Raw genomic sequence first — 19,377 nt, forward strand, 5'->3', positions numbered from 1 at the left:
GATGGAATGCAACTTCGATCTTCAGCCGGTTTACCAGCACCACGATCTGCTCATCGAGCTGGGCCGTGTCGAAATGGCCATGGAGCATTTGGAGGCACGCAGCGAGAACGAGCGTCAGACGCTGCGTCCGCGCCTGTTGACCCGGATGAGCCGGCTTCGCGACGCATTGGAAAGTTTGCCTGCCTGATGGCTTGCGCAGGCTGAGCAGGCTTTGGCCGGATGGACGGCTAAACGCTTATAGAGTGGTGCGCGACTGAGACCCGGACGCATGGTCCTTGCGAGGACTTCGACGAGCGGGTGGCGTACTCCCGGCAATAGCATTACGCCCGGGTGCCCCGTCCTAGGCGGGTAGCACTCGGGCGTTTTCTTTTGCGCGCTTAGCGCGGGCTACGCAGCGGGGGCGATGACGCGCTTTGCTCCTTCTCCCGGAGGGGAGAGGGAGAAGGAGCGAGAGCGATATCGCTCAAAGATCAGGCACTTAGTCGTGCAGCATGCTGCGCACGATCTCGGTGAGGTTGCGGGATAGCCCGGGCTGCCCCGCCAGCGAGTCAATCGCGGCCTTGGCCACGGCGTGCCGCGTGGGCTCCAGGCGTTGCCAGCCATTGAAGGCGGTAGCCAGCCTCGCTGCGACCTGAGGATTGATCGTATCGAGCTGGACAAGCCGTTCGGCAAGCAGGCGATAGCCGCTGCCGTCGGGGCGATGAAAGCCGTCGGGGTTATTGCGTGCCCACGCGCCGAACAAGGCGTTGACGCGATTCGGATTCTTGAGCGTGAAAGCCGCATCGGCGTCCAGCTGGCGCACGCGATCGAGTACGCGATCGCCGGGCAGCTGTGTCTGCACCGAGAACCACTTGTCCATCGCCAGCGGGTTGTCCGCATAGCGCTGGCGGAAGTGGACCAGCGCGGCGCCGGACTGTGGCGCATCGCCTCGCACCAGCACCGCCAGTGCGGCGAGACGGTCGGTCATGCTCGGCGCGTCGTCGTACTGGAGGGTGGCAAGCTTCTGCGCAGCGTTGGCATCGATCAGTGCGAGCAGGTCCAGCACGCGGCGCTTGAGGCGGCGTTGCGCCTGGCTGGCGGCGTCGAGATCCCGATTCGTGTGTGCGGCAAGTGCTTCATACCGCTGCCGCAACGTTTCGCCGCCGATGCGCCGGGCCACGCGTTCCTGCAACTGCAGGCGCAACACGTGCACGCGCGAGGGATCGACCAGGCGCTCGCGCTCGGACAGTTCAATTTCGCCGGGTGGCGTCAGCAGATCGGCGAGCAGCGCCGCATCGAGCGCGGTCTCGCCAAACAAGGCCGCCAGCGCGTCGCACCAGGCGTCCAGGGCGGAGGTGCCCGCGCCATCGCGCAGATTGTCGAAAGCACGCGCGGCGAGCTGTTGGCCAGCCTCCCAACGATTGAAGCCGTCCACGTCGTGGCGCAGCAGCAAGGCGAGATCAGCCGGCGCGACATCGCATTCGAGGATGACCGGTGCGGAAAATCCACGCAGCAAAGAGGGTACCGGCGACGAGTCCACCTGGCGGAACACGAACGTCTGTTCGGCGCGGTCCAATACCACGACGCGCTCCGTCGTCTCCGTCGGCGCCGCGGCGTCACCTGCGAGATGCAGCGGCAGCATGCGGCCGTGACGGTCGAACAGCGCCAGTTTCACCGGAATCGGCAGCGGCTGCTTTTGCGGTTGCGCCGCGGTGGGTGGCGTGTGCTGCGACAGGGTCAGCGTATAGGTGCGCTGCGCGGCATCGTAGTGGCCGCGTGCGGTCAGGCGCGGCGTGCCGGACTGGCTGTACCACGCTAGATATGGCATCAGGTCGATGGCATTGGCATCGCCCAGCGCGCGCAGGAAATCCTCCAGCGTGGCGGCGTGGCCGTCGTGACGCGAAAAGTACAAATCCATGCCACGACGGAAGCCGTCGCGGCCTAGATGGCCGGCCACCATGCGCACCAATTCCGAGCCTTTTTCGTAGACGGTGGCGGTGTAGAAATTGTTGATCTCGCTGTATTGCGCGGGACGCACCGGGTGCGCCAGCGGGCCGGCATCTTCGGGGAACTGGGCGCGACGCAGCAGGGCGACATCCTCGATGCGCTTGAGCGAGGGCGAGTTCATCTCGGCGGAGAATTGTTGTTCGCGAAAAACCGTGAGGCCTTCCTTCAGCGACAGCTGGAACCAATCGCGGCAGGTGACGCGATTGCCGCTCCAGTTGTGGAAGTACTCGTGGGCCACCACGGCCTCAACGGCGCGGTACTCGTCGTCGGTGCTGGAGTCGGGGTCGGCCAGCAGGTACTTCGCGTTGAAGATATTGAGGCCCTTGTTCTCCATCGCACCCATGTTGAAGTCGTGCGTGGCGACGACATGGAATACGTCGAGGTCGTATTCGCGACCATAGGCCTGCTCGTCCCAGCGCATCGAGCGCTCCAGCGCATCCATGGCGTAATGGCAGTGACCGATGGCATCGGGCTCGGCCCAGATCACCAGTTTCACCACGCGACCGCTGGAGGTGACGTAGTCCTGCTCGATCTTCTGCAGCCGTCCGGCGACCAGGGCGAACAGATAGCTCGGCTTGGGGTGCGGGTCGACAAAGCGTGCCCAGTGGCGGCCGTTCTCCAGCTCGCCCTGGCCATCCGGATTACCGCCGGCCAGCAGTACCGGGAAACGGTCACGGTCGGCGCACAGGGTGACGGTAAAGCTGGACAGCACGTCCGGCCGGTCGGGGAAGAAGGTGATATGGCGGAAGCCCTGCGCCTCGCACTGGGTCAGCAGGAAGCCACTCTCGCGCTTACCGGACAGATACAGGCCTTCGAGCGCCGTATTGGCGGCAGGCTGCACGCGCACCCGCGTCTCCAGCACGCTACCGTCCTGGGCACCGTCCACTTCCAGCACCTGGTCCGCGTAGCGCCAGGCGGTGGCAGGCAGTGCCTCACCGTCCAGCGTGATCGACAGCAACTCCAGGCCCTCGCCATCCAGGCGCAGGGGTTCCTGCTGGTCGGGATCGCGCAGCAGATGCAGGCGCGAGGTCACCTCGGTCGTGTCGATACCGAGGTCGAAGGCCAGTTCCAGCTGCGCCACCCGCCAGGCAGGAGCGCGGTATTCGTTGAGCCGGATAAGCGTGGGTGGGGCGTCGCTACGAGTAGTCATCGAGACAGCTGGGGCTAGGGAGACCGATCAGGCTAACATGCGGCCCTTTCCAGGCAGGACAAGGCAATGGCGGACTATCTTGCGGAACGCGAGCAGTGGGGCGTCCACGAACTCGCCGTATTGCGCGACCGGGCCCATGGCCGGTGCGTGCGTATTGCCCGGCGCGGGGCAACCCTGGTCAATTTTACCGTGCCGACCCGCGATGGCTCGCATGATCTTGCCGATGGTTACCGCGACGCCGGCGAGCTGGATTCCCGGCCCAGTTCCCGCTTCGCCATCATGGTGCCGTTCGCCAACCGCATTGCCGATGCGCGCTATCGCTTCGATGGCGAGGCACTCGACCTGCAGCCCGGCGTGGAAGGCGCCCTGCGCGCGGCCCGGCATGGCTTTGTGCGTGGCGTGGATTTCGACATCACCGAGCTATCGGCGGATGCGCAGGCGGCGCGCGTCAGCTTCGCCACGCAGTCGATCCGTTCAGGGGCGCACCCCGGGTATCCGTTCGCCATCGATCTGGCGGTGACCTTCACGCTCGATGCCGCCGGCCTCACGCTGGAAGCGCAGATGCGCAACGTGGGCGAGCAGCCGGCACCGTGCTTCTTCGGCTGGCACCCATATTTCCGTCTTGGCGACAGCCCGGTCGACAGCTGGATGTTGCAGGTTCCCGCCGCCAGCGTGGTGCGCACGGATACGGACTTCATCCCCTTGCCTGGCGACGCCGCGCGCGTGGCCCTGGAACATGCACCCGAACTCGACTTCCGCCAGGCGCAGGCCATCGGTACACGCGAGCTCAATCATGCCTTTACGGATTTGCGCTGCGACACGGACGGTCGCGCGCGCACCCGCCTGAGCGATCCTTCGAGTGGACTGGCGATCGCCATGTGGCAGACATCCGGTGTGATGCTGGCCTTTACGGCCGATACGGTGACGCGCGATATACGCCGCGCGGTCGCACTGGAGCCGATGGAAAGCTGGGCAGATGCCTTCAATCGTCCCGATTGCGCTGCAAGCATTCGCCTCGAACCCGGCGCCGAAAGGCGCTTCCTCTGCGGCGTGGAGATCGCATCAACATGAGCCCCAACGTCAATCCGGCTGCCCTGCCCAGCTTCGATCAGGTCCAGCAGGCGGCCGCGCGCATCGCGCCTTATGCCGTGCTCACGCCGGTGCTCCGCAGCGCTACGTTGAATGCGCTGACTGGTGCCGACCTGCACTTCAAATGCGAAAACCTGCAACGTGGTGGCGCATTCAAATTTCGCGGCGCCTGCAATGCGGTGTGGTCACTGAATGATGAGCAGGCGGCGCGCGGCGTGGTCACGCATTCGTCCGGCAACCATGGCAACGCGTTGGCGCTGGCTGCAGCGACGCGCGGCATCGCCGCGCACGTGATCGTGCCGGATGGCGCGGTGCGTACCAAGGTGGAAGCCATCGAGCGGGCCGGGGCGATCCTGCATCGCTGCGAGGCGACCCAGGCCGCACGCGAAGCCAAGGCCGAGGAGGTGCGTCATGCCACGGGCGCCGAACTGGTGCATCCGTATGCCGATACCCGCGTGATGGCCGGCCAGGGCACCGCCGCTTTGGAATTACTGCAGCAAAGCGGTGGACTGGATGCGCTGATCACGCCGGTCGGTGGTGGCGGCCTCGCGGCTGGCACCGCCATTGCCGCGCATGGCTTGGTCCCGCAACTGGTGCTGCATGGTGCGGAGCCGGAAGGCGCGGACGATGCCGCCCGTTCGCTGGCGCAGGGGCAGCGAGTGGGTCCGTTTACGGCCCACACGATTTGCGATGGTCTGCGCACCTTGATCGGCGAAACCAACTTCGACGCGCTGCGCATGCATCGCGTGCAGGTGGCCACGGTGAGTGATGACGAAGTCATCGTTGCCATGAAGCTGCTGTGGAATGAGTTGAAGCTGGTGGTGGAACCTTCCAGCGCTACGGTGCTGGCGGCGGTGCTGAAGTATCCGGAGCGTTTTGCGGGGCGGCGCGTGGGGCTTGTGCTCAGTGGCGGCAATGTCGATCTTGACGCGTTGCCTTGGTGAGGTTCCTTTACTTCCTCTCCCCTATGGGGAGAGGGACAAGAGCTGCGCCTCAGACCTTCTAGATGAAACAAGTCTTCAACACCAGCGTCGAACGCCCATCACGACATTCGACTTCTTCCGGATTGTCCTCGTCCACGCGAATGGACTTCAACACCGCGCCGCGCTTGAGCGTCTGCGACGAGCCTTTGACCTTGAGGTCTTTGATGACCTGTACCGAGTCGCCGTCGAGCAACACGGCGCCATTGCTGTCTTTCACGTTCAAGATGACGTTCCTGCGGGAAACCAGGCGCTTATTGTAGCGCCGCGCCGGTGAGGCGACTCAGCCACGGCGCAGCCGCAAGCCACTCACGGCGACCAGTCCGAGCAAGACAAACACGATGCCTACCACTTCCATCGCGCTGGGACGCTCGTGCAGGATTGCCCACGCCAGCAGCACGCTGACGATGGGCACGCCAAGGCTGGCCAGGCTGGCGACTGCTGTTGGCATGCGTTGAAGCACGACCAGCCACAAGCCCCAGGCGATACTTGAGGCCATCACCACGCTGTAGGCGAGTCCGCCGATAAAGCCCCAGCTCCAGTCGATCGAGCGCTGCGGTACGCAGAGCGCGACGATCACCAGGGCGATCGCACCAAACAACATTTGCCACGCGGTGAGATTGAGCGGCGTCGGTGCGTGATGCGTAAACACCCGCTTGCTCAATACCGTGCCCATCGCCCAGGCCATGCCGGCGCCAATCGCCAGCAGGGTGCTGCTGGTGTTCCCCAGCCCGTGCCAGGGCTCGATGATGCAAACCAGCCCGACCGCGGCAAGACCGAGGCCCAGCCAACGGCGCGGCGTGAGCCGTTCGCTCAGGATCAGCCATGCCAGCAGCACGGCCCAGAACGGCATGGTGTAAGCCAGCAGGGCGATACGGCCCGCACCGCCATTTACCAGCGCCCATTGTCCCAGCCCCTGGAAGGCGGCGGTCTGGCATAGGCCGATCATGGCGGTGGGCAGCAGTGGCGGCGGTCGCAGCGATTGGCGTGTCGCCAGCAAGGCGCCGAACAACAGCAGCGCCCCCAGCACGTAGCGCAACGCGGCGAAATCAAAGGGGCCGGCGTGTTGCAACACCTGCTTCATCACGACCCAGCTATAGGCCCAGATCAGGATGGTCGCGAGCAGCGCCAGCTCGGCGCCACGCGGATGCGGTGATGCAGTCATGGATTCCGGCCAGGCAGATGGGGTGTAGCGCGAGCGAAGGGCTCTTGCCCTTGTGACACGCCAAGCGGTGGGATAGCGTCGTGGCTTACCCGGAAACTTACAAGGGGAGAGGCATGGCCGGAGCGAGTTCATGGAACGCACCCGTGGCCTGTGCAGGGCTGGCGGCCTACGTCGGCATGCTGTTTCGCTTTCCACTCCTGGTGCGGATGGTGCAGGCCGGCGAGATCGCCCTGCTCAGTGCCGTGCCGACCGTGCTCGGTGCCTTGTTGCTGCTGGTGGCCTGCTTTGGCCTGCTGCTGAGGCGGCCGGTTCGCGCCTGGCTGTTTGCCACCACCGCCGTCGCCTTGCTCATTGGCTTGATAGGGTTGCCCACCCTGGTGTTTTCGTTCTGGCTTTGGTTGGCGGTGACGGTCGCGGTGGCAGGGACGATTATCGGTTTCCGCGCCAAGCGCAGCGCCGGTGTGCCCGACTGAATCAGAATCGACCCATGGCCCGCAGGTCATTACAAGGAGTTCATCACATGCAACGTTGCCACTGGGGCGAAAGCGCCGACATGCACGATTACCACGACACGGAGTGGGGCCTTCCGCTGCACGATGATCGCGCGTTATTCGAATTCCTGTGCCTGGAAGGTGCGCAGGCCGGCCTGTCGTGGCGCACCGTTCTGCTCAAGCGCGACAACTATCGTCGTGCGTTCCATAACTTCGACATCGCCAAGGTGGCGGCGATGAAGGATCGCGAACTGGAGAAGCTGCTGCTCGATCCGGGCATCATTCGTAACCGCCTCAAGGTGACCGCCACGCGCGACAACGCGATCACCGCGCTCGATGTCATCGGCGAGCACGGCAGCCTGGATCGCTATCTGTGGTCGTTCGTCGACGGCAAGCCCATGCGCAATCGCTGGACGGGCCAGGGCGATGTTCCCGCCAGCACGCCGCTATCGGACCGCATGAGCAAAGAGCTGAAGAAGCGCGGCTTCCGCTTCGTCGGCACCACCATCTGCTATGCCTTCATGCAGGCTACCGGCATGGTCAACGACCATCTGGTGGGGTGTTTTCGGTACAAGCAGGTGTGAAGTTGTCGGCTACAACATAGCTACAATCAACCGTCATCCCAGCGGCTCTCAACAGCTGAATGGCTGGTCAAGCTGGGATGACGAGCAAAAAGAGACGAGCGAAACCTCTTCTGTGACGCTCTAGCGCCGCCGCGATCCGCGCAGGCTATCCACCGAGAAACTGGCCATCTCGCCGCCACCGGGCGTGCGGCGCGATTGTCCGTGGGGCGGGCCCCAGGCGTGTGCCGTGACGACTTCCCAGGTCGCGGGAATGCGGCCGTCGATACGCAAGCTTTCGTAGGCAGCCAGCATGCGCTGATAGTGGCGCTTGCCGAGCAGGTGGCGTTCGCGCTCGCGGTCGGCATTGGTGGCGCCCAGGCCCTGCAATTCCTTCAGCAGCAGGCGCGGCTCGCTGTAGGTGAGCGTGTAGCGGTCCACATCGAGCACGGGATCGCGCAGGCCCGCATTGATCATCGCGTCGCCCAGGTCATGCATGTCGAGGAAGCGGCTCACGTGCGGCTGCTGGTCGGCCTCGGCCCAGGCGGCGCGCAGTTCCTTCAGCGTGTCGGGGCCGAAGGTGGAGAACACCAGCAAGCCGCCGGGCTTGAGCACGCGCACGCATTCGCCGAACAACGCGGGCAGATCATCGATCCACTGGAAGCACAGGTTGGAATGCAGCACATCCACGCTGTGGTCGGGCAGGGGCAGCGAGGTGGCATCGGCGCATACGCGCTGAAACGGTTTCAGCCAGCTGATGTGCTTTTTCGCCGTGCGCAACATGGGCAGCGCGAGGTCGGCCGCGATCACCTGCGCCTTCGGGTAGCGCTTGCGCAACAACGCCGTGCCGCGCCCGGTGCCCGCACCCACATCGAGCACGCGCGTGGGCGCCTCGAGATAGAAGCCGAGCCGATCCAGCAGCAGTCCCTGCACTTCTTGCTGCAGGGCATCGTGCTGCTCATAGGTGTTGGCGGCGCGCCCGAAGTTCCGGCGCACCTGGCGCTTGTCGAAATGCGATTCGCTCATCGCATCGAATCCAGCAACGGCGCCAGTACGTTCGCTACGTCGTTGGCATAACCGAAGAACGGCGCGTGGCCGGCGTGGGCGATCTCGTGATAGGTGCCGCGACCGTGTTCGGCGGACCACGCCATGGCGGGCGGCGGCACCAAGCGGTCGCGGTGTCCGGCAATCCACGTGTTCGGCACGGCGAGCGAGGCGAGGTCGGCGCGGCGGTCGGTGGTTTCCAGGATACGGATACCTTCCTGTAGCACGCGCATATTGGGTTCGCCGCGGGTAAACATCAGGCTGCGCAAATGGCGTAGCTCGGCGCGCGGATCGGGACTGCCCATCGCTTCAAGGGCAATGAATCGTTCGAGCGTGGCGTGGTAGTCGGTTTCCAGATCGTCGGCGAGCTGGCGCACCAGCTTCAGGTCGCTGCCGTAGGGCCAGTCTTCGCCACGCGAGAACTTGGGCGTGCCGCAAATCACGCCAAGGGCGCAGGCATGCTGCGGGTGTTCCAGTGCGGCCGTGAGCGCCACCAGGCCGCCAAGCGACCAGCCGATCCACACGGCGGGCGGGGTACGCTCGGCAATCGCCCGGGCGCAGGCCGAGGGTTCCAGCGGCAGCGTGCTGTCGCGCGAATAGCCGTGGCCGGGGAGATCGACCACATGCATCGAGCAGCGATCCGCCAGCGCGTCGACCAGCGGTTCCATCATGCCGCCGTGCATGGCCCAGCCGTGCAGGATCACCACGGGGATCGGGCCGCGGCCGTGGGTTTCGATGTGCAGAATCACAGATCCTTCTCCCTTACGGGGAGAAGGTGCCCCGAAGGGGCGGATGAGGGGCGGGTGCTCGCGGTGGCGTTCAACGAAGCTCGCTCTTCTGATGCGTCATGGCTAGATTGGCCCCTCACCCCAGCCCTCTCCCCGACGGGGAGAGGGAGCAAAGGCGCGGGTGCGAGGTCCTTGTCGACGGCCCCACGCTCATCAAACACGAAACAATCGCCACGCCAGTGCGTACCATCGGTTTCCTCGAAGTATTTCAGGATGCCGCCTTCCAGCTGGTACACGTTGCCGATGCCGATGTCCTGCATATGCAGCGCGGCCTTTTCGCAGCGAATGCCGCCGGTGCAGTACGACACCACGGTCTTGTTCTCGAAGCGCGCGCGGTCGGCGGCGATCGCTTCGGGAAAGTCGGTGAAGCTGCTCAGGCGATAGTCCACGGCGCTCTCGAACAAGCCGACGTCGGTTTCGTAATCGTTGCGCGTATCCAGCAGCACCACTTCGCGGCCATCGTCGTCACGACCCTGCGCCAGCCAGCGTTGTAGAGTGCTTGGAGCTACGGCAGGTGCACGCGTGCCTTCGGGACGAATCGCCGGCATGCGCATGGTGATGATTTCCTTCTTGAGGCGCACGCGCATGCGGCCGAACGGGACGTCGTCGGAGATCGACTCCTTCGGCTCCAGTCCGGCGAATCGTGGGTCGCTGCGCAGCCAGTCCATGAAGGCATCAATGGGTTCGCGCGGGCCGGCCAGGAACAGGTTGATACCTTCGGGCGCCAGCAGGATGGTGCCCTTCAGCGCGAGAGACTCGCAGCGTTCGAGCACGCGCTCGCGCAGCGCGGGAAGGTCGTCCAGGCTGACGAAGCGGTAAGCGGAAAGATTAATGATGAGCATGGGCAGAGGGGTACGGCAAGGCCACCATTATACGGGGCGTGCCAAAGGGGCCCCCGAGGGCAGGCGAGACAGCGCGTCCAGCAGCCGGTCTACGTCGGCTTCCGTGTGCATGACGGAGAGCGTGATACGCAGGCGCGCCTTGCCCTGCGGCACCGTCGGCGGACGGATCGCGGTGACCAGCAAACCCTGTTGTTCCAAGGCTTCCGCGGCGCCCAGTGCGGCCTGGGCATCACCCAGCAGCAGCGGCTGGATGGCCGTGGGCGAGGGCATCAGGGGCAGGCCCAGCTGCGCCGCGCCCTGGCGGAAGCGATCGATCAACTGGTTCAGCTTGTCGCGTCGCCAGCCTTCCGCCTGTGCCAGCCGTACCGCTGCCAAGCTGGCGGCGGCCAGCGCCGGGGGCGTGGCGGTCGTATAGATATAGGTGCGTGCCGATTGCACCAGTCCATCGATCAGCTCGGCCGAGCCGGCCACGAAGGCGCCGCTGCAACCCAGCGCCTTGCCCAGCGTGGCCATCAGGACGGGCACATCGCGCTGACTGAGGCCGCTGTTGATCACGCTGCCTGCGCCCTGGGCGCCGAGTACGCCCAGGCCATGCGCGTCATCCACCATGAAGGTGACGCCTTCGCGCTGGCATAGCGCCGCGAGCGCGGGCAGCGGTGCAATATCGCCATCCATGCTGAAGACGCCATCGGTGGCGAGCAGGGCCGCGACATCGCTACGACGGCCGAGCTGGCGCGCCGCGCCGTCCACATCGGCGTGCGGATAGCGCTTGAGTTCCGCGCCCGCGAGTTGGGCGCCATCGAGCAGGCAGGCGTGGTTGAGCTTGTCCTGCACGCACAGGTCGTCGCGTTGCAGCAGCGCCTGCATCACGCCCAGATTCGCCATATAGCCGGTGGAGAACAGCAAGGCGCGCTCGCGCCCGGTCCATTCGGCCAGCGCTTCTTCCAGTGCGGCATGCGCCGTGCGATGGCCGCAGATCAGATGGGCGGAGCCGCTGCCGACGCCGTCGCTATCGGCGGCCTGCTTGAGCGCGGCGATCAGCTGCGGATGCTGGGCCAGGCCAAGGTAGTCGTTGCTGCAGAACGCGAGCAGGCGTTGCCCGTCGCGTTCCACCCAGGCGCCATCGGCACGCTCGATGGTGCGTAAGCGGCGTAGCAGACCTGCCTGCGCACGCTGTTGCGTGTTTGCGGCGAGGCGACTGAGTAGATCGGGACGCGATGTCATGCGGGCCTTTTGTAGAGGCGCACCCTGTGCGCGACAACCTGACGGAGCGTTACGCCACAACGTTGCGGTCGCGCACAGGGTGCGCTCCTACATCAAAGCGGCAAGTCAGACGGCGCAGGGCGCGAGGATGTCTGCGTGCACGGTGTCCGCTTCCTCTACCACTTCCAGCGGATGCAGGTCGAGGCGGGCGAACAGCCGGCGGTCGTGTTCCACGTCGGGGTTGCCGGTGGTCAGCAACTTCTCGCCGTAGAAGATGGAGTTGGCGCCGGCGAAGAAGCACAGCGCCTGCACGGCGTCATCCATCTGCTGGCGCCCGGCCGAGAGACGCACCATCGAAGCCGGCATCAGGATGCGCGCCACGGCAATCGTGCGCACGAAATCGAACGGGTCCAGCGCCTGCGTGCCGTTCAGCGGCGTGCCTTCCACCTGCACCAGCTGATTGATCGGCACCGACTGCGGATGCTCGGGCAGGGTGGCCAGGGTCTGCAGCAGGCCGGCGCGTTGGTCGCGCGTCTCGCCCATGCCGACGATGCCGCCGCAGCAAGTCTTCAGGCCCGCTTCGCGCACGTGGTCCAGCGTGTCCAGGCGGTCCTGGAACTGGCGCGTGTGGATGATCTCGCCGTAGAACTCCGGCGCGGTGTCCAGGTTGTGGTTGTAGTAGTCCAGGCCTGCCTGTTTCAGCGTCTGCGCCTGTTCGCCACTGAGCATGCCCAGGGTGGCGCAGGTTTCCAGGCCCAGACCCTTCACCGCGCGCACGATCTCGGCCACCTTCTCCACGTCCCGGTCCTTGGGGCTGCGCCAGGCGGCGCCCATGCAGAAGCGGCTGGCGCCGGCGCTCTTGGCGGCCTGCGCCTGTGCCACCACGGCGTCCACGCTCATCAACTTTTGTGCCTGCACACCCGTGTCATAACGCGCCGCCTGCGGGCAATAGGCGCAATCCTCGGGGCAGCCGCCGGTCTTGATCGACAGCAGGGTCGACACCTGCACCGCGTTCGGGTCGTGGTACTCGCGATGCACGGAATGGGCGCGATGCAGCAGCTCGTTGAACGGCAGGGCGAACAGGGCGGCCACTTCGGCGCGGGTCCAGTCGTGGCGGATGGGTTGGGCCATGGCGGGCATTCCGGGGTAGGGAAGCGGGACAGTTTGGCAGGGCCGTTCTTACTGTCAACTTTCACATGCCATCACGGGTTGACGATGCGCAAACGTATGGCTGCCGCTACCATCGGGTCATCCACGTCATGGAGTAACTGGCATGCTTGCAGGACATGGCCGCATCGGCGCCGTGCCAGCAGCCGTCTGTAGCGCGATTGTTCCCGGTTTGGGACAGCTGCTACAGCGGCGCCCGGGGATTGCGTTGGTCATGATTGTGCTTGCTTCGGTGCTATGGAAAATCCGGATGGGATGGATCATTCACTTATGGTCTTGTCTCGACGCAGCGCTGTTCAATCCCAAAACCTGAGCACGGAGGCCGCGCATGGAGGCGCTTTCCTGGTGGCGATCGGCGGCGGATGCGCTGCAACGCTTTGCCTTGCCCTTGCATTGCCTGCTCTGTGGCGGACCGGGTGAGGATGGCCTGGATCTCTGCCGCGACTGCGCAGCCGAACTACCGCGCAACCGCAGCTGCTGCGCTCGATGCGCCTTGCCGCTGGCGCTGCCGGCAGCCTTGTGCGGGCAATGCCAGCGCCGCCCGCCGCCATGGGACGCGGCCTGGGTACCGTTCCGCTACGCCTGGCCGCTGGATCGCCTGGAGTCGCGCTTCAAGTTCGGCGCAGACCTCGCGGCGGGTCGCGTGCTGTCGACGCTGTGGTTGCGCGACATGCCTGCGGTGGCGCGCCCTGAACTGATCGTGCCGGTGCCGCTGCATCGTTCGCGCTTGCGCCAGCGCGGCTACAACCAGGCCTGGGAGCTGACGAGACCGTTGGCGCGCGAGCTGCGCCTGCCCGCGCGACATGACCTGCTGCAACGCGCCCGCGCGACCGCCGCACAAACCGAACTGGGCGCCGTATCGCGTCGCCGCAACGTGCGCGGCGCCTTCTCGGCGAAGGCCGGAGCGATCTGGCCAGCCCATGTTGCCCTGCTTGATGACGTGATGACCACCGGCGCCACCGTGGCCGAGTGCGCCCGTGTGCTCAAGCGTGCGGGGGTGCAACGCGTCGATATATGGGCGCTGGCGCGCGCGCCAGCGTCGCGCGGCTAGTCTCTGCGACACCTTGGCATCGATCCCTGTCGAGCTTCAGCTAGGATGCAACGCGATCCCTACCTGGAGTGTGCATCGTGGCGCAGCGTCGTTCTCTTCTGGCCGTCCTTTTGCTGGCATGTCTTCCCGCGGCCGCGTCACTCGCGGCGGACACCAAGCCCGCGACCGACAAAGACTTCGTTGCCTATGCGCAACCGGTAATCGCGTTCACGCATGCGGACATCGTCGATGGCACGGGCCACAAGGCCGCCCACGACCAAACCCTCGTTATCGACAAGGGCCGCATTGCGGCGCTGGGCAAATCCAGTCGGGTGAAAGTACCCGAGGGCGCCACCGTGATCGACGCGCGTGGCAAGACCTTGCTGCCGGGTTTCGTGCTGATGCACGAGCACATGTTCTATCCCGCGGGCGAAGCCGCCTATAACGAGATGACCTTCAGCTTCCCGCGGCTGTACCTCGCGGGCGGCGTCACCACCATGCGCACGGCCGGCACGATGATGCCGTATGCCGACATCAACGTGCGCGATGCCATCGCACGGGGTGAGCTGGTCGGTCCGGACATGGACGTCACCGGTCCATACCTCAACGGCCCCGGCCTGCCCATTCCGGGCGTGCATGTGCTCAGCGGTGTCGATGATGCCGAGCGCACCGTCAACTATTGGGCCGACGAAGGCGTCACGTCGTACAAGGCGTATATGCAGATCACCCGCGCCGAACTTCAGCGCGCCATCGAAGTGGCGCACCAGCGCGGTCACAAGATCACCGCGCACCTGTGTTCCTTAACCTATCGCGAAGCGGTGGACCTGGGCATCGACAATCTGGAACACGGCTTCTTCGTCGCCAGCGATTTTGTGAAGGACAAGAAGCCGGACACCTGTCCTTCCGGTGCCGCCGTGCAAAAGTCACTGGTCGATATGGATCCCTCGTCGCCCGAAGCGAAGGCGCTGATCAAACTGCTGATCGACCACCATGTGGCGCTTACCTCCACGCTCACCGTCTTCGAAACCTTCGTGCCGGGTCGACCCAAGGCGGCACAAGGCGCGCTTGACCTGATGATTCCCGAAGTGCGCGCGCAATATGAGGCGCAGTGGAACAAGGTCCAGGGCAGCAAGACCGCTTGGGCCACGCTATACCCGAAGCTCGCCAAGCTCGAAAAGCAGTTCGTGGACGCCGGCGGTACGCTGATGGCTGGCACCGACCCAACCGGCTACGGCGGCGTGGTGCCTGGCTATTCCGCCCAGCGCGAGATCGAATTGCTGGTGGAGGCGGGTTTCAGCTTCGAGCAGGCCGTGCACATTGCCACCTTCAACGGTGCGCACTATATGGGCCGCGATGCCGAGGTCGGCACGCTTGCCGTCGGCAAGCGCGCCGATATCGTGGTCATCGACGGCAATCCGCTCAAAGACACGGCCGCCATCGAACACATGCCGCTCGTGTTCAAGAACGGCGTCGGCTATGACAGGCACGCCATCCTCGGCGCGATGAGCAATACGGTGGGCTTGCACTGAGCGGCATGCTGTTTCGATGACGAGCCTTTAGGCAAGGCGGGGAGTGGCAGGTTTCGCCACCACGCCGGCCAGGCGAAGCCATAGATAGGGAGTATCAGGACGAGTGGCCATCCACCTGTTTCACGCCGACACCGATGAACAGATCGCGGCGACTTTCGAGGTCATGCAGCAGCTTCGCCCGCATCTCCAGCGTGCCGAATACGGGCCGTTGATGCGCAGCCTGATGGCGAGCGATGGGCTAAGGCTGCTGGCGCTTGCGGATGGCGACGCGGTCCGGGCCGTAGCCGCCTACCGCGTCATGAATATGCTTTATTGCGGTCGGGCGCTCTTTGTCGACGATCTCGTCTCGGACGAACGGGCCCGCTCGCTTGGCTATGGCGCCTCGGTGATCGCCGCGTTGAAGGACGAAGCGCGAGCGCTCGGCTGCACCGAAATCCAGCTGATCTCGCGTGTCACCAGGGAGCAGGCACATCGCTTCTATTTCCGCGAAGGATTCGGCATCGAATGCTTCCACTTTCGCAACAAGCTCTCGTGAGCGTCGCCTAGTCCGGCAACCCTGCAAACCCCTGGAACACGACCACCTAAGGCTCGGGACGACTCTCTGGCCTCGGGTGCGCTGGCGTCTGCAACCGCCAAGCATGCCACCACTGCCGTCGACCCACGCGGTCGGTCCCGCCGTATTGCTGGTCGTCCGCTCGGCTCCCTCGATGGAGATGACATGGCTTGCAGTCGTCTGGAACGGCGGGCAAGCTAGATCGTTTTAGCAAACGGAGGTTTCATGTCTAGCGAAGAAACAATCATCCAGATCATGCCCGCTACCGGCTGGGTCGCTGTATACGACATCGATGGCGAGGAAAGCGCCGAAGCCATTGTCTGCTTTGCGCTGGTCGAAGCGGTCGAGGATGGCGTCAAGAGCCGCGACGTTCGCCCCATGTGCGCTGACGGCAAGCTCATCGATTTCGCCGACGCTGCCGAGAATTTTCTTCGGGTCGAAGAGTTGGCGGAGTTCGAAGAAGAGGAAGACGAGGAAGACGAGGAAGACGAGGTAGAGGAGTAATCAGGGCGTTTCATCGGCCTGAGCATGCCCGCCTTCGATCCAAGGCGGGCATCTCCAAGGCTCGCACCGCCTACCAGGTCAGGTCGTCGGGCACCTGGAACTGCTTGTAGTACGCGTCGTCTTCGTCAGGCTCGCCGCTAGCGCTGGCGAGGCCGTGATCGAGCGCGATGGCCGTCGTGTCGCGCGCATAGATCTTTTCCGCGGCGGCGCGTGGCAACAGCTCATAGCCCTGGTCGTGACGGGCGATGACCAGGGTGCCCTTGGACAGCTGCGCGCGTTGCACGTCGCTCACCAGCACGCTCTGGATCTTGTCGTCGACCGTGAAGCGATAGGCGATCTCACCGTCGCGCTTGATCTTGTGCGCCTCGATAATCTGGCGGATCTGGGCGCGCAGTTCGTTGGCCCTGATCTGCGCGTTGTGTTCCGCGGCCAGCGCGCGATCGCGTTCGACACGTTCCGCCTGTAAGCGCTGTGCATCCACCTGTTCGGTGCTGGCGGGCGCCGGCGCCTTGCCCTGGCGTTGTTTGGTCTGTTCGCGCACGACCTGGGCCACCTTGCCCTTCTTTACCAGGCCGGCCTTGAGCAGTTGTTCTTGCAGGGGGTTGCGCATGGGAAAGAGAGTGTGGCTGGGCGAGATCGCGGAGGGTCATTGTAACGCGCCTACCCGAACCCGCAGGTGGGCTGTCCATCGATGACTGGCTTAGGGTTAGCCGTTGCCCCGTACGCGCAGGGTCAAGCCCTTCAGGAAATTGCGCAGGGCCTGGTCGCCGCAGAGACGGAAATTCTTGTGCTCGGGCTGGCGGAACAGGGCAGTCATTTCCGGCTTGGAAATCGGGAAGCCGGCGTCTGCAAAGGCCTGATGCATGTCCACGTCCTTGAGCTGGAATGCGACACGGAGCTTTTTCAGCACCACATTGTTGGTGACCCGCTTTTCGATCGGGCGCTGCGGCTGGCTTTCGTCCTTGCCGCGGTAGTGGAACACCAGGCCATCGAGAAAATGCGCGAGCACGCGGTTGCTGCACTCGACATAGCCTTCCTCGTCTTCCTTCTTGAGGAAGGCCTGTACATCCGTTTTCTCGATCGGAAAATCGGCGTCGGCGAGCTTGGTGATCTCGACCACCTTGATGTCGCTGAGATCGAGCATGTAGCGGATGCTGCGTAGTACGTCGTTGTTGATCATGACTATTCCGTGGTGCAGCGCCTGGTGGCGCCTATGACGATGCCGATTCTAGTGGCTTATAGTCCGCCGGGGCTCGGCTGGCGCGCGCGTTACCAGGCGGGGCGAAGCCCGCCGCGACGCTTCAGTAGCCGATCAACACAGCTGGCGTGGGAAACGCCTTGACGCCGAACCATTTGTCGCGCTCGTCCCGACATCCCGGGCTGCCCATGGTGTACTTGCGGCAAATCGCGGGGCGCTGGTCGTAGATGGTGCAGCGTGAGGTGTTGGGATCCACCGCCGCGCACCAGCCGTCCTCGCCCTTGGCCAAGGTTTCCATGCCGTGGGCATCGCGATCGATCAGCCATTCCGGCACACGATCATCGGGCATCAGCACGACGGTAAGTCGGCAACAGACCGCCTCGCAGTCGTTACAGCTCACGGAGGGGTCGACGCTCTCGGCGTACGGATCGAAGGGAATGCTCACACGACAGTATGACGGCTTTCCCGCGCGGGTTTATGAACCTCGGGCCGGCGCGGCGCCATCGGCAAGCCTCAATCGGGATAATCGAGCTTCGGGTACCAGTGACTGTCGCGGCCCTCGGGCGTCATGTCCAAAACCGTCCAAATCGGCATGAGATCGGGCGCGCCACGCGGATCCTGGCCGGGATCCGCGCTTTCGAAACCCATCTCGCCGGCCCAAAAGTGGCGGATGACGCCGTCGCGGCGAGTGAACACATTGATGGCCGCGTCGTCACCACCGTCTTTGCCGATGCCGTGGTAGTCGCGACTGAAGCCACCGTCGATATCGCTGTACAACTTGAGGTGACGCCAACTGCGCTCGTTCTTGAAGGCCACTAGACGCTCGATCGGCGAGCGCGCCACCACGGCTAGCGCAATGCGCTGCTCCATGTCGCGCGCCTCACCATCCCACGCGCTTAGCAAGGACGTGCACATCGGGCAGGGACGCTCACGCTGGGGTCCGAACATATAGCTGTAGATCACCAACGTTTGCTTGTCGCCGAAGAGGCCGTTGAAATCCACCGGCCCATGTTCGCTGTGGAAGCGGTAGTGGCCGGTGACTTCGCCACCCGGAGGCAAGGCACGGCGTTGCTCCGCTACGCGTTCGATATGCCGGCGCAGTTCAAGCTCCTCGACCAGCAGGGCCTGGCGCGCGCGGCGGTAGTCGGCGCTTTCGTTAGGAAACGTCATGCCGTTGCGCTTGGCGAGTTCGGCAGCGGGAACGAGGGTAGAGTTCTGCGTCATGGTCATCTCCAGAGGGTGGGCCCATCAATCGCGATCGGGCGCGCCAAGCGGGAATAGCGGACGGTATACGCGCGCCTCGTCAACGGCGCGTGCAAACGACGGGCGGGCCAGCAGCCGGCGTCGGTAAGCGAGCACATGCGTGAACGCGGTGTCGATGCGATGTGTCCAGTCGGCATAGAACAAGAATGGTGCGGCAGCGCAATCGGCCACGCTGAAGTCGTCGCCCGCCGCCCATTCGCGCTTGGCCATGACCTGGTCCAGCCAGGCATAGGCGGTGTCGAGCATCTCACGCGCCTCCCTGACGCTACGCGCATCGCGTTCGGCTTCCGGTCGCAGGCTATCCGCCACCACCCTTTGCTGCGGCGTCGAGATGTAATTGTCGAAGAAGCGGTCCATCGCGCGGACCTCGAGCGCCGCACCCGCATTCAGGGGCAGCAGGGACACCGGCCCCGGATAGTGCAAGCCCAGGTACTCGATGATGATGCTCGCCTCCGGAATCGTGCGTTCGCCGTCTACCAGCACGGGAAAGCGCTTCAGCGGCCAAAGCGCCGCGAATTCACCCAGCAGCCGCGGGTTCTCATGATCCAGCAGGCGCCACTCGAAGGGCGTGCCGTTTTCATACAGTGCGATCAGCACCTTCTGGCAGTACGAGGAAAACGGGTGGGCATAGAGCTTCAACGTCATCGTGGTTCACCTGGCTGAAAGGAGGGGTTCTACTCAACGACGAACGGGGCTGGCGCGAATCGACAAGCCGCGGGAAGCGGTGGTGGCCGGGCGGCCAGCCCCTATCTGCGACGCGGCGGGCAGGGGGATTGTCTGGGGGCGCGGCCCGTGGCCGTCAGGCTTATCAGCCTGCATGGCGTACCTTGTTGAC

23 protein-coding genes are annotated in these 19,377 nt (G+C 64.7%); 10 read left to right on the forward strand and 13 right to left on the reverse strand.

All coding sequences use genetic code 11. The features are described from left to right. The first annotated feature begins 1 nt into the window (after position 1). Positions 2-187 (forward strand): hypothetical protein, encoded by a 186-nt coding sequence (locus ACT01B_RS00740; RefSeq protein WP_445145495.1) that lies wholly within the window; start codon positions 2-4, stop codon positions 185-187. A 291-nt stretch (positions 188-478) separates the two neighbouring features. Here the strand turns inward: ACT01B_RS00740 and pepN are convergent, their stop codons facing one another. After that, entirely contained in the window at positions 479-3,136 is a 2,658-nt protein-coding gene (gene pepN / locus ACT01B_RS00745) for an aminopeptidase N (protein WP_445145496.1), read from the reverse strand. A gap of 66 nt (positions 3,137-3,202) precedes the next feature. Between pepN and ACT01B_RS00750 the strand changes: the two genes are divergently transcribed. Further along, complete coding sequence (locus ACT01B_RS00750) at positions 3,203-4,207, forward strand: aldose 1-epimerase (protein ID WP_445145497.1); 1,005 nt, start codon at positions 3,203-3,205, stop codon at positions 4,205-4,207. Further along, positions 4,204-5,169 (forward strand): pyridoxal-phosphate dependent enzyme, encoded by a 966-nt coding sequence (locus tag ACT01B_RS00755; RefSeq protein WP_445145498.1) that lies wholly within the window; start codon positions 4,204-4,206, stop codon positions 5,167-5,169. The genes ACT01B_RS00750 and ACT01B_RS00755 overlap by 4 nt, the downstream gene beginning before the upstream one ends. Positions 5,170-5,227: 58 nt before the next feature. Here the strand turns inward: ACT01B_RS00755 and ACT01B_RS00760 are convergent, their stop codons facing one another. Beyond that, positions 5,228-5,425 (reverse strand): PhnA domain-containing protein, encoded by a 198-nt coding sequence (locus ACT01B_RS00760; protein WP_445147390.1) that lies wholly within the window; start codon positions 5,423-5,425, stop codon positions 5,228-5,230. A 63-nt stretch (positions 5,426-5,488) separates the two neighbouring features. Continuing rightward, complete coding sequence (locus ACT01B_RS00765; RefSeq protein WP_445145499.1) at positions 5,489-6,370, reverse strand: DMT family transporter; 882 nt, start codon at positions 6,368-6,370, stop codon at positions 5,489-5,491. An 80-nt stretch (positions 6,371-6,450) separates the two neighbouring features. Between ACT01B_RS00765 and ACT01B_RS00770 the strand changes: the two genes are divergently transcribed. Together ACT01B_RS00770 and ACT01B_RS00775 are read left to right on the forward strand one after the other, a co-directional pair. Then, positions 6,451-6,843 (forward strand): hypothetical protein, encoded by a 393-nt coding sequence (locus ACT01B_RS00770; protein WP_445145500.1) that lies wholly within the window; start codon positions 6,451-6,453, stop codon positions 6,841-6,843. Positions 6,844-6,890: 47 nt separating this feature from the next. Further along, positions 6,891-7,445, forward strand: a complete 555-nt coding sequence (locus ACT01B_RS00775) for a DNA-3-methyladenine glycosylase I (protein WP_445145501.1) — start codon at positions 6,891-6,893, stop codon at positions 7,443-7,445. A 120-nt stretch (positions 7,446-7,565) separates the two neighbouring features. On the opposite strand, the gene bioC is transcribed toward ACT01B_RS00775, so the two are convergent. From bioC to bioB, 5 genes are all read right to left on the reverse strand, one after another. Beyond that, on the reverse strand, positions 7,566-8,447 hold the full coding sequence (bioC, locus tag ACT01B_RS00780) for a malonyl-ACP O-methyltransferase BioC (RefSeq protein WP_445145502.1): 882 nt from the start codon (positions 8,445-8,447) through the stop codon (positions 7,566-7,568). Further along, on the reverse strand, positions 8,444-9,214 hold the full coding sequence (gene bioH, locus ACT01B_RS00785) for a pimeloyl-ACP methyl ester esterase BioH (RefSeq protein ID WP_445145503.1): 771 nt from the start codon (positions 9,212-9,214) through the stop codon (positions 8,444-8,446). The genes bioC and bioH overlap by 4 nt, the downstream gene beginning before the upstream one ends. Further along, positions 9,211-10,095 (reverse strand): sulfurtransferase, encoded by an 885-nt coding sequence (locus tag ACT01B_RS00790; RefSeq protein ID WP_445145504.1) that lies wholly within the window; start codon positions 10,093-10,095, stop codon positions 9,211-9,213. Before ACT01B_RS00790 ends, bioH begins: the two co-directional genes overlap by 4 nt. 27 nt (positions 10,096-10,122) lie before the next feature. Continuing rightward, positions 10,123-11,319, reverse strand: coding sequence for an 8-amino-7-oxononanoate synthase (gene bioF / locus ACT01B_RS00795; protein WP_445145505.1), 1,197 nt, complete (start codon positions 11,317-11,319; stop codon positions 10,123-10,125). A 105-nt stretch (positions 11,320-11,424) separates the two neighbouring features. Further along, positions 11,425-12,429: a biotin synthase BioB gene (gene bioB, locus ACT01B_RS00800; RefSeq protein WP_445145506.1), complete on the reverse strand. Its 1,005-nt coding sequence runs from the start codon at positions 12,427-12,429 to the stop codon at positions 11,425-11,427. Positions 12,430-12,571: 142 nt separating this feature from the next. On the opposite strand from bioB, the gene ACT01B_RS00805 reads away from it, so the two are divergent. From ACT01B_RS00805 to ACT01B_RS00825, 5 genes are all read left to right on the forward strand, one after another. Further along, the gene (locus tag ACT01B_RS00805) at positions 12,572-12,778 is read left to right on the forward strand and encodes a hypothetical protein (RefSeq protein ID WP_445145507.1); all 207 of its coding nucleotides are present in this window, start codon (positions 12,572-12,574) and stop codon (positions 12,776-12,778) included. A 15-nt stretch (positions 12,779-12,793) separates the two neighbouring features. Beyond that, positions 12,794-13,516, forward strand: a complete 723-nt coding sequence (locus tag ACT01B_RS00810; protein WP_445145508.1) for a ComF family protein — start codon at positions 12,794-12,796, stop codon at positions 13,514-13,516. Positions 13,517-13,593: 77 nt separating this feature from the next. Continuing rightward, entirely contained in the window at positions 13,594-15,024 is a 1,431-nt protein-coding gene (locus tag ACT01B_RS00815; protein ID WP_445145509.1) for an amidohydrolase family protein, read from the forward strand. Between the two features lie 103 nt (positions 15,025-15,127). Further along, on the forward strand, positions 15,128-15,559 hold the full coding sequence (locus tag ACT01B_RS00820; RefSeq protein WP_445145510.1) for a GNAT family N-acetyltransferase: 432 nt from the start codon (positions 15,128-15,130) through the stop codon (positions 15,557-15,559). A 243-nt stretch (positions 15,560-15,802) separates the two neighbouring features. Beyond that, positions 15,803-16,081 (forward strand): hypothetical protein, encoded by a 279-nt coding sequence (locus tag ACT01B_RS00825; protein ID WP_445145511.1) that lies wholly within the window; start codon positions 15,803-15,805, stop codon positions 16,079-16,081. Positions 16,082-16,151: 70 nt separating this feature from the next. Here the strand turns inward: ACT01B_RS00825 and ACT01B_RS00830 are convergent, their stop codons facing one another. From ACT01B_RS00830 to ACT01B_RS00850, 5 genes are all read right to left on the reverse strand, one after another. Then, positions 16,152-16,691: a DUF2058 domain-containing protein gene (locus ACT01B_RS00830; RefSeq protein WP_445145512.1), complete on the reverse strand. Its 540-nt coding sequence runs from the start codon at positions 16,689-16,691 to the stop codon at positions 16,152-16,154. 96 nt (positions 16,692-16,787) lie between these two features. Continuing rightward, complete coding sequence (locus tag ACT01B_RS00835) at positions 16,788-17,261, reverse strand: DUF1456 family protein (RefSeq protein ID WP_445145513.1); 474 nt, start codon at positions 17,259-17,261, stop codon at positions 16,788-16,790. Between the two features lie 121 nt (positions 17,262-17,382). Next, positions 17,383-17,679: a YkgJ family cysteine cluster protein gene (locus ACT01B_RS00840; protein WP_445145514.1), complete on the reverse strand. Its 297-nt coding sequence runs from the start codon at positions 17,677-17,679 to the stop codon at positions 17,383-17,385. A gap of 113 nt (positions 17,680-17,792) precedes the next feature. Continuing rightward, the gene (locus ACT01B_RS00845; protein WP_445145515.1) at positions 17,793-18,503 is read right to left on the reverse strand and encodes a DUF899 family protein; all 711 of its coding nucleotides are present in this window, start codon (positions 18,501-18,503) and stop codon (positions 17,793-17,795) included. A 24-nt stretch (positions 18,504-18,527) separates the two neighbouring features. After that, entirely contained in the window at positions 18,528-19,187 is a 660-nt protein-coding gene (locus tag ACT01B_RS00850; RefSeq protein WP_445145516.1) for a glutathione S-transferase family protein, read from the reverse strand. Positions 19,188-19,377 lie beyond the last annotated feature (190 nt).

Source organism: Dyella sp. Tek66A03 (assembly GCF_052567735.1).

Coding starts and splice junctions, on each gene's coding strand:
- ACT01B_RS00830 (WP_445145512.1), bottom strand. CDS start 16,691: ATGCGCAACCCCCTGCAAGAACAACTGCTCAAGGCCGGCCTGGTAAAG.
- ACT01B_RS00765 (WP_445145499.1), bottom strand. CDS start 6,370: ATGACTGCATCACCGCATCCGCGTGGCGCCGAGCTGGCGCTGCTCGCG.
- ACT01B_RS00850 (WP_445145516.1), bottom strand. CDS start 19,187: ATGACGTTGAAGCTCTATGCCCACCCGTTTTCCTCGTACTGCCAGAAG.
- bioB (WP_445145506.1), bottom strand. CDS start 12,429: ATGGCCCAACCCATCCGCCACGACTGGACCCGCGCCGAAGTGGCCGCC.
- ACT01B_RS00740 (WP_445145495.1), top strand. CDS start 2: ATGGAATGCAACTTCGATCTTCAGCCGGTTTACCAGCACCACGATCTG.
- ACT01B_RS00805 (WP_445145507.1), top strand. CDS start 12,572: ATGCTTGCAGGACATGGCCGCATCGGCGCCGTGCCAGCAGCCGTCTGT.
- ACT01B_RS00845 (WP_445145515.1), bottom strand. CDS start 18,503: ATGACGCAGAACTCTACCCTCGTTCCCGCTGCCGAACTCGCCAAGCGC.
- ACT01B_RS00810 (WP_445145508.1), top strand. CDS start 12,794: ATGGAGGCGCTTTCCTGGTGGCGATCGGCGGCGGATGCGCTGCAACGC.
- pepN (WP_445145496.1), bottom strand. CDS start 3,136: ATGACTACTCGTAGCGACGCCCCACCCACGCTTATCCGGCTCAACGAA.
- ACT01B_RS00790 (WP_445145504.1), bottom strand. CDS start 10,095: ATGCTCATCATTAATCTTTCCGCTTACCGCTTCGTCAGCCTGGACGAC.
- ACT01B_RS00835 (WP_445145513.1), bottom strand. CDS start 17,261: ATGATCAACAACGACGTACTACGCAGCATCCGCTACATGCTCGATCTC.
- ACT01B_RS00825 (WP_445145511.1), top strand. CDS start 15,803: ATGTCTAGCGAAGAAACAATCATCCAGATCATGCCCGCTACCGGCTGG.
- ACT01B_RS00750 (WP_445145497.1), top strand. CDS start 3,203: ATGGCGGACTATCTTGCGGAACGCGAGCAGTGGGGCGTCCACGAACTC.
- ACT01B_RS00775 (WP_445145501.1), top strand. CDS start 6,891: ATGCAACGTTGCCACTGGGGCGAAAGCGCCGACATGCACGATTACCAC.
- bioC (WP_445145502.1), bottom strand. CDS start 8,447: ATGAGCGAATCGCATTTCGACAAGCGCCAGGTGCGCCGGAACTTCGGG.
- ACT01B_RS00755 (WP_445145498.1), top strand. CDS start 4,204: ATGAGCCCCAACGTCAATCCGGCTGCCCTGCCCAGCTTCGATCAGGTC.
- bioF (WP_445145505.1), bottom strand. CDS start 11,319: ATGACATCGCGTCCCGATCTACTCAGTCGCCTCGCCGCAAACACGCAA.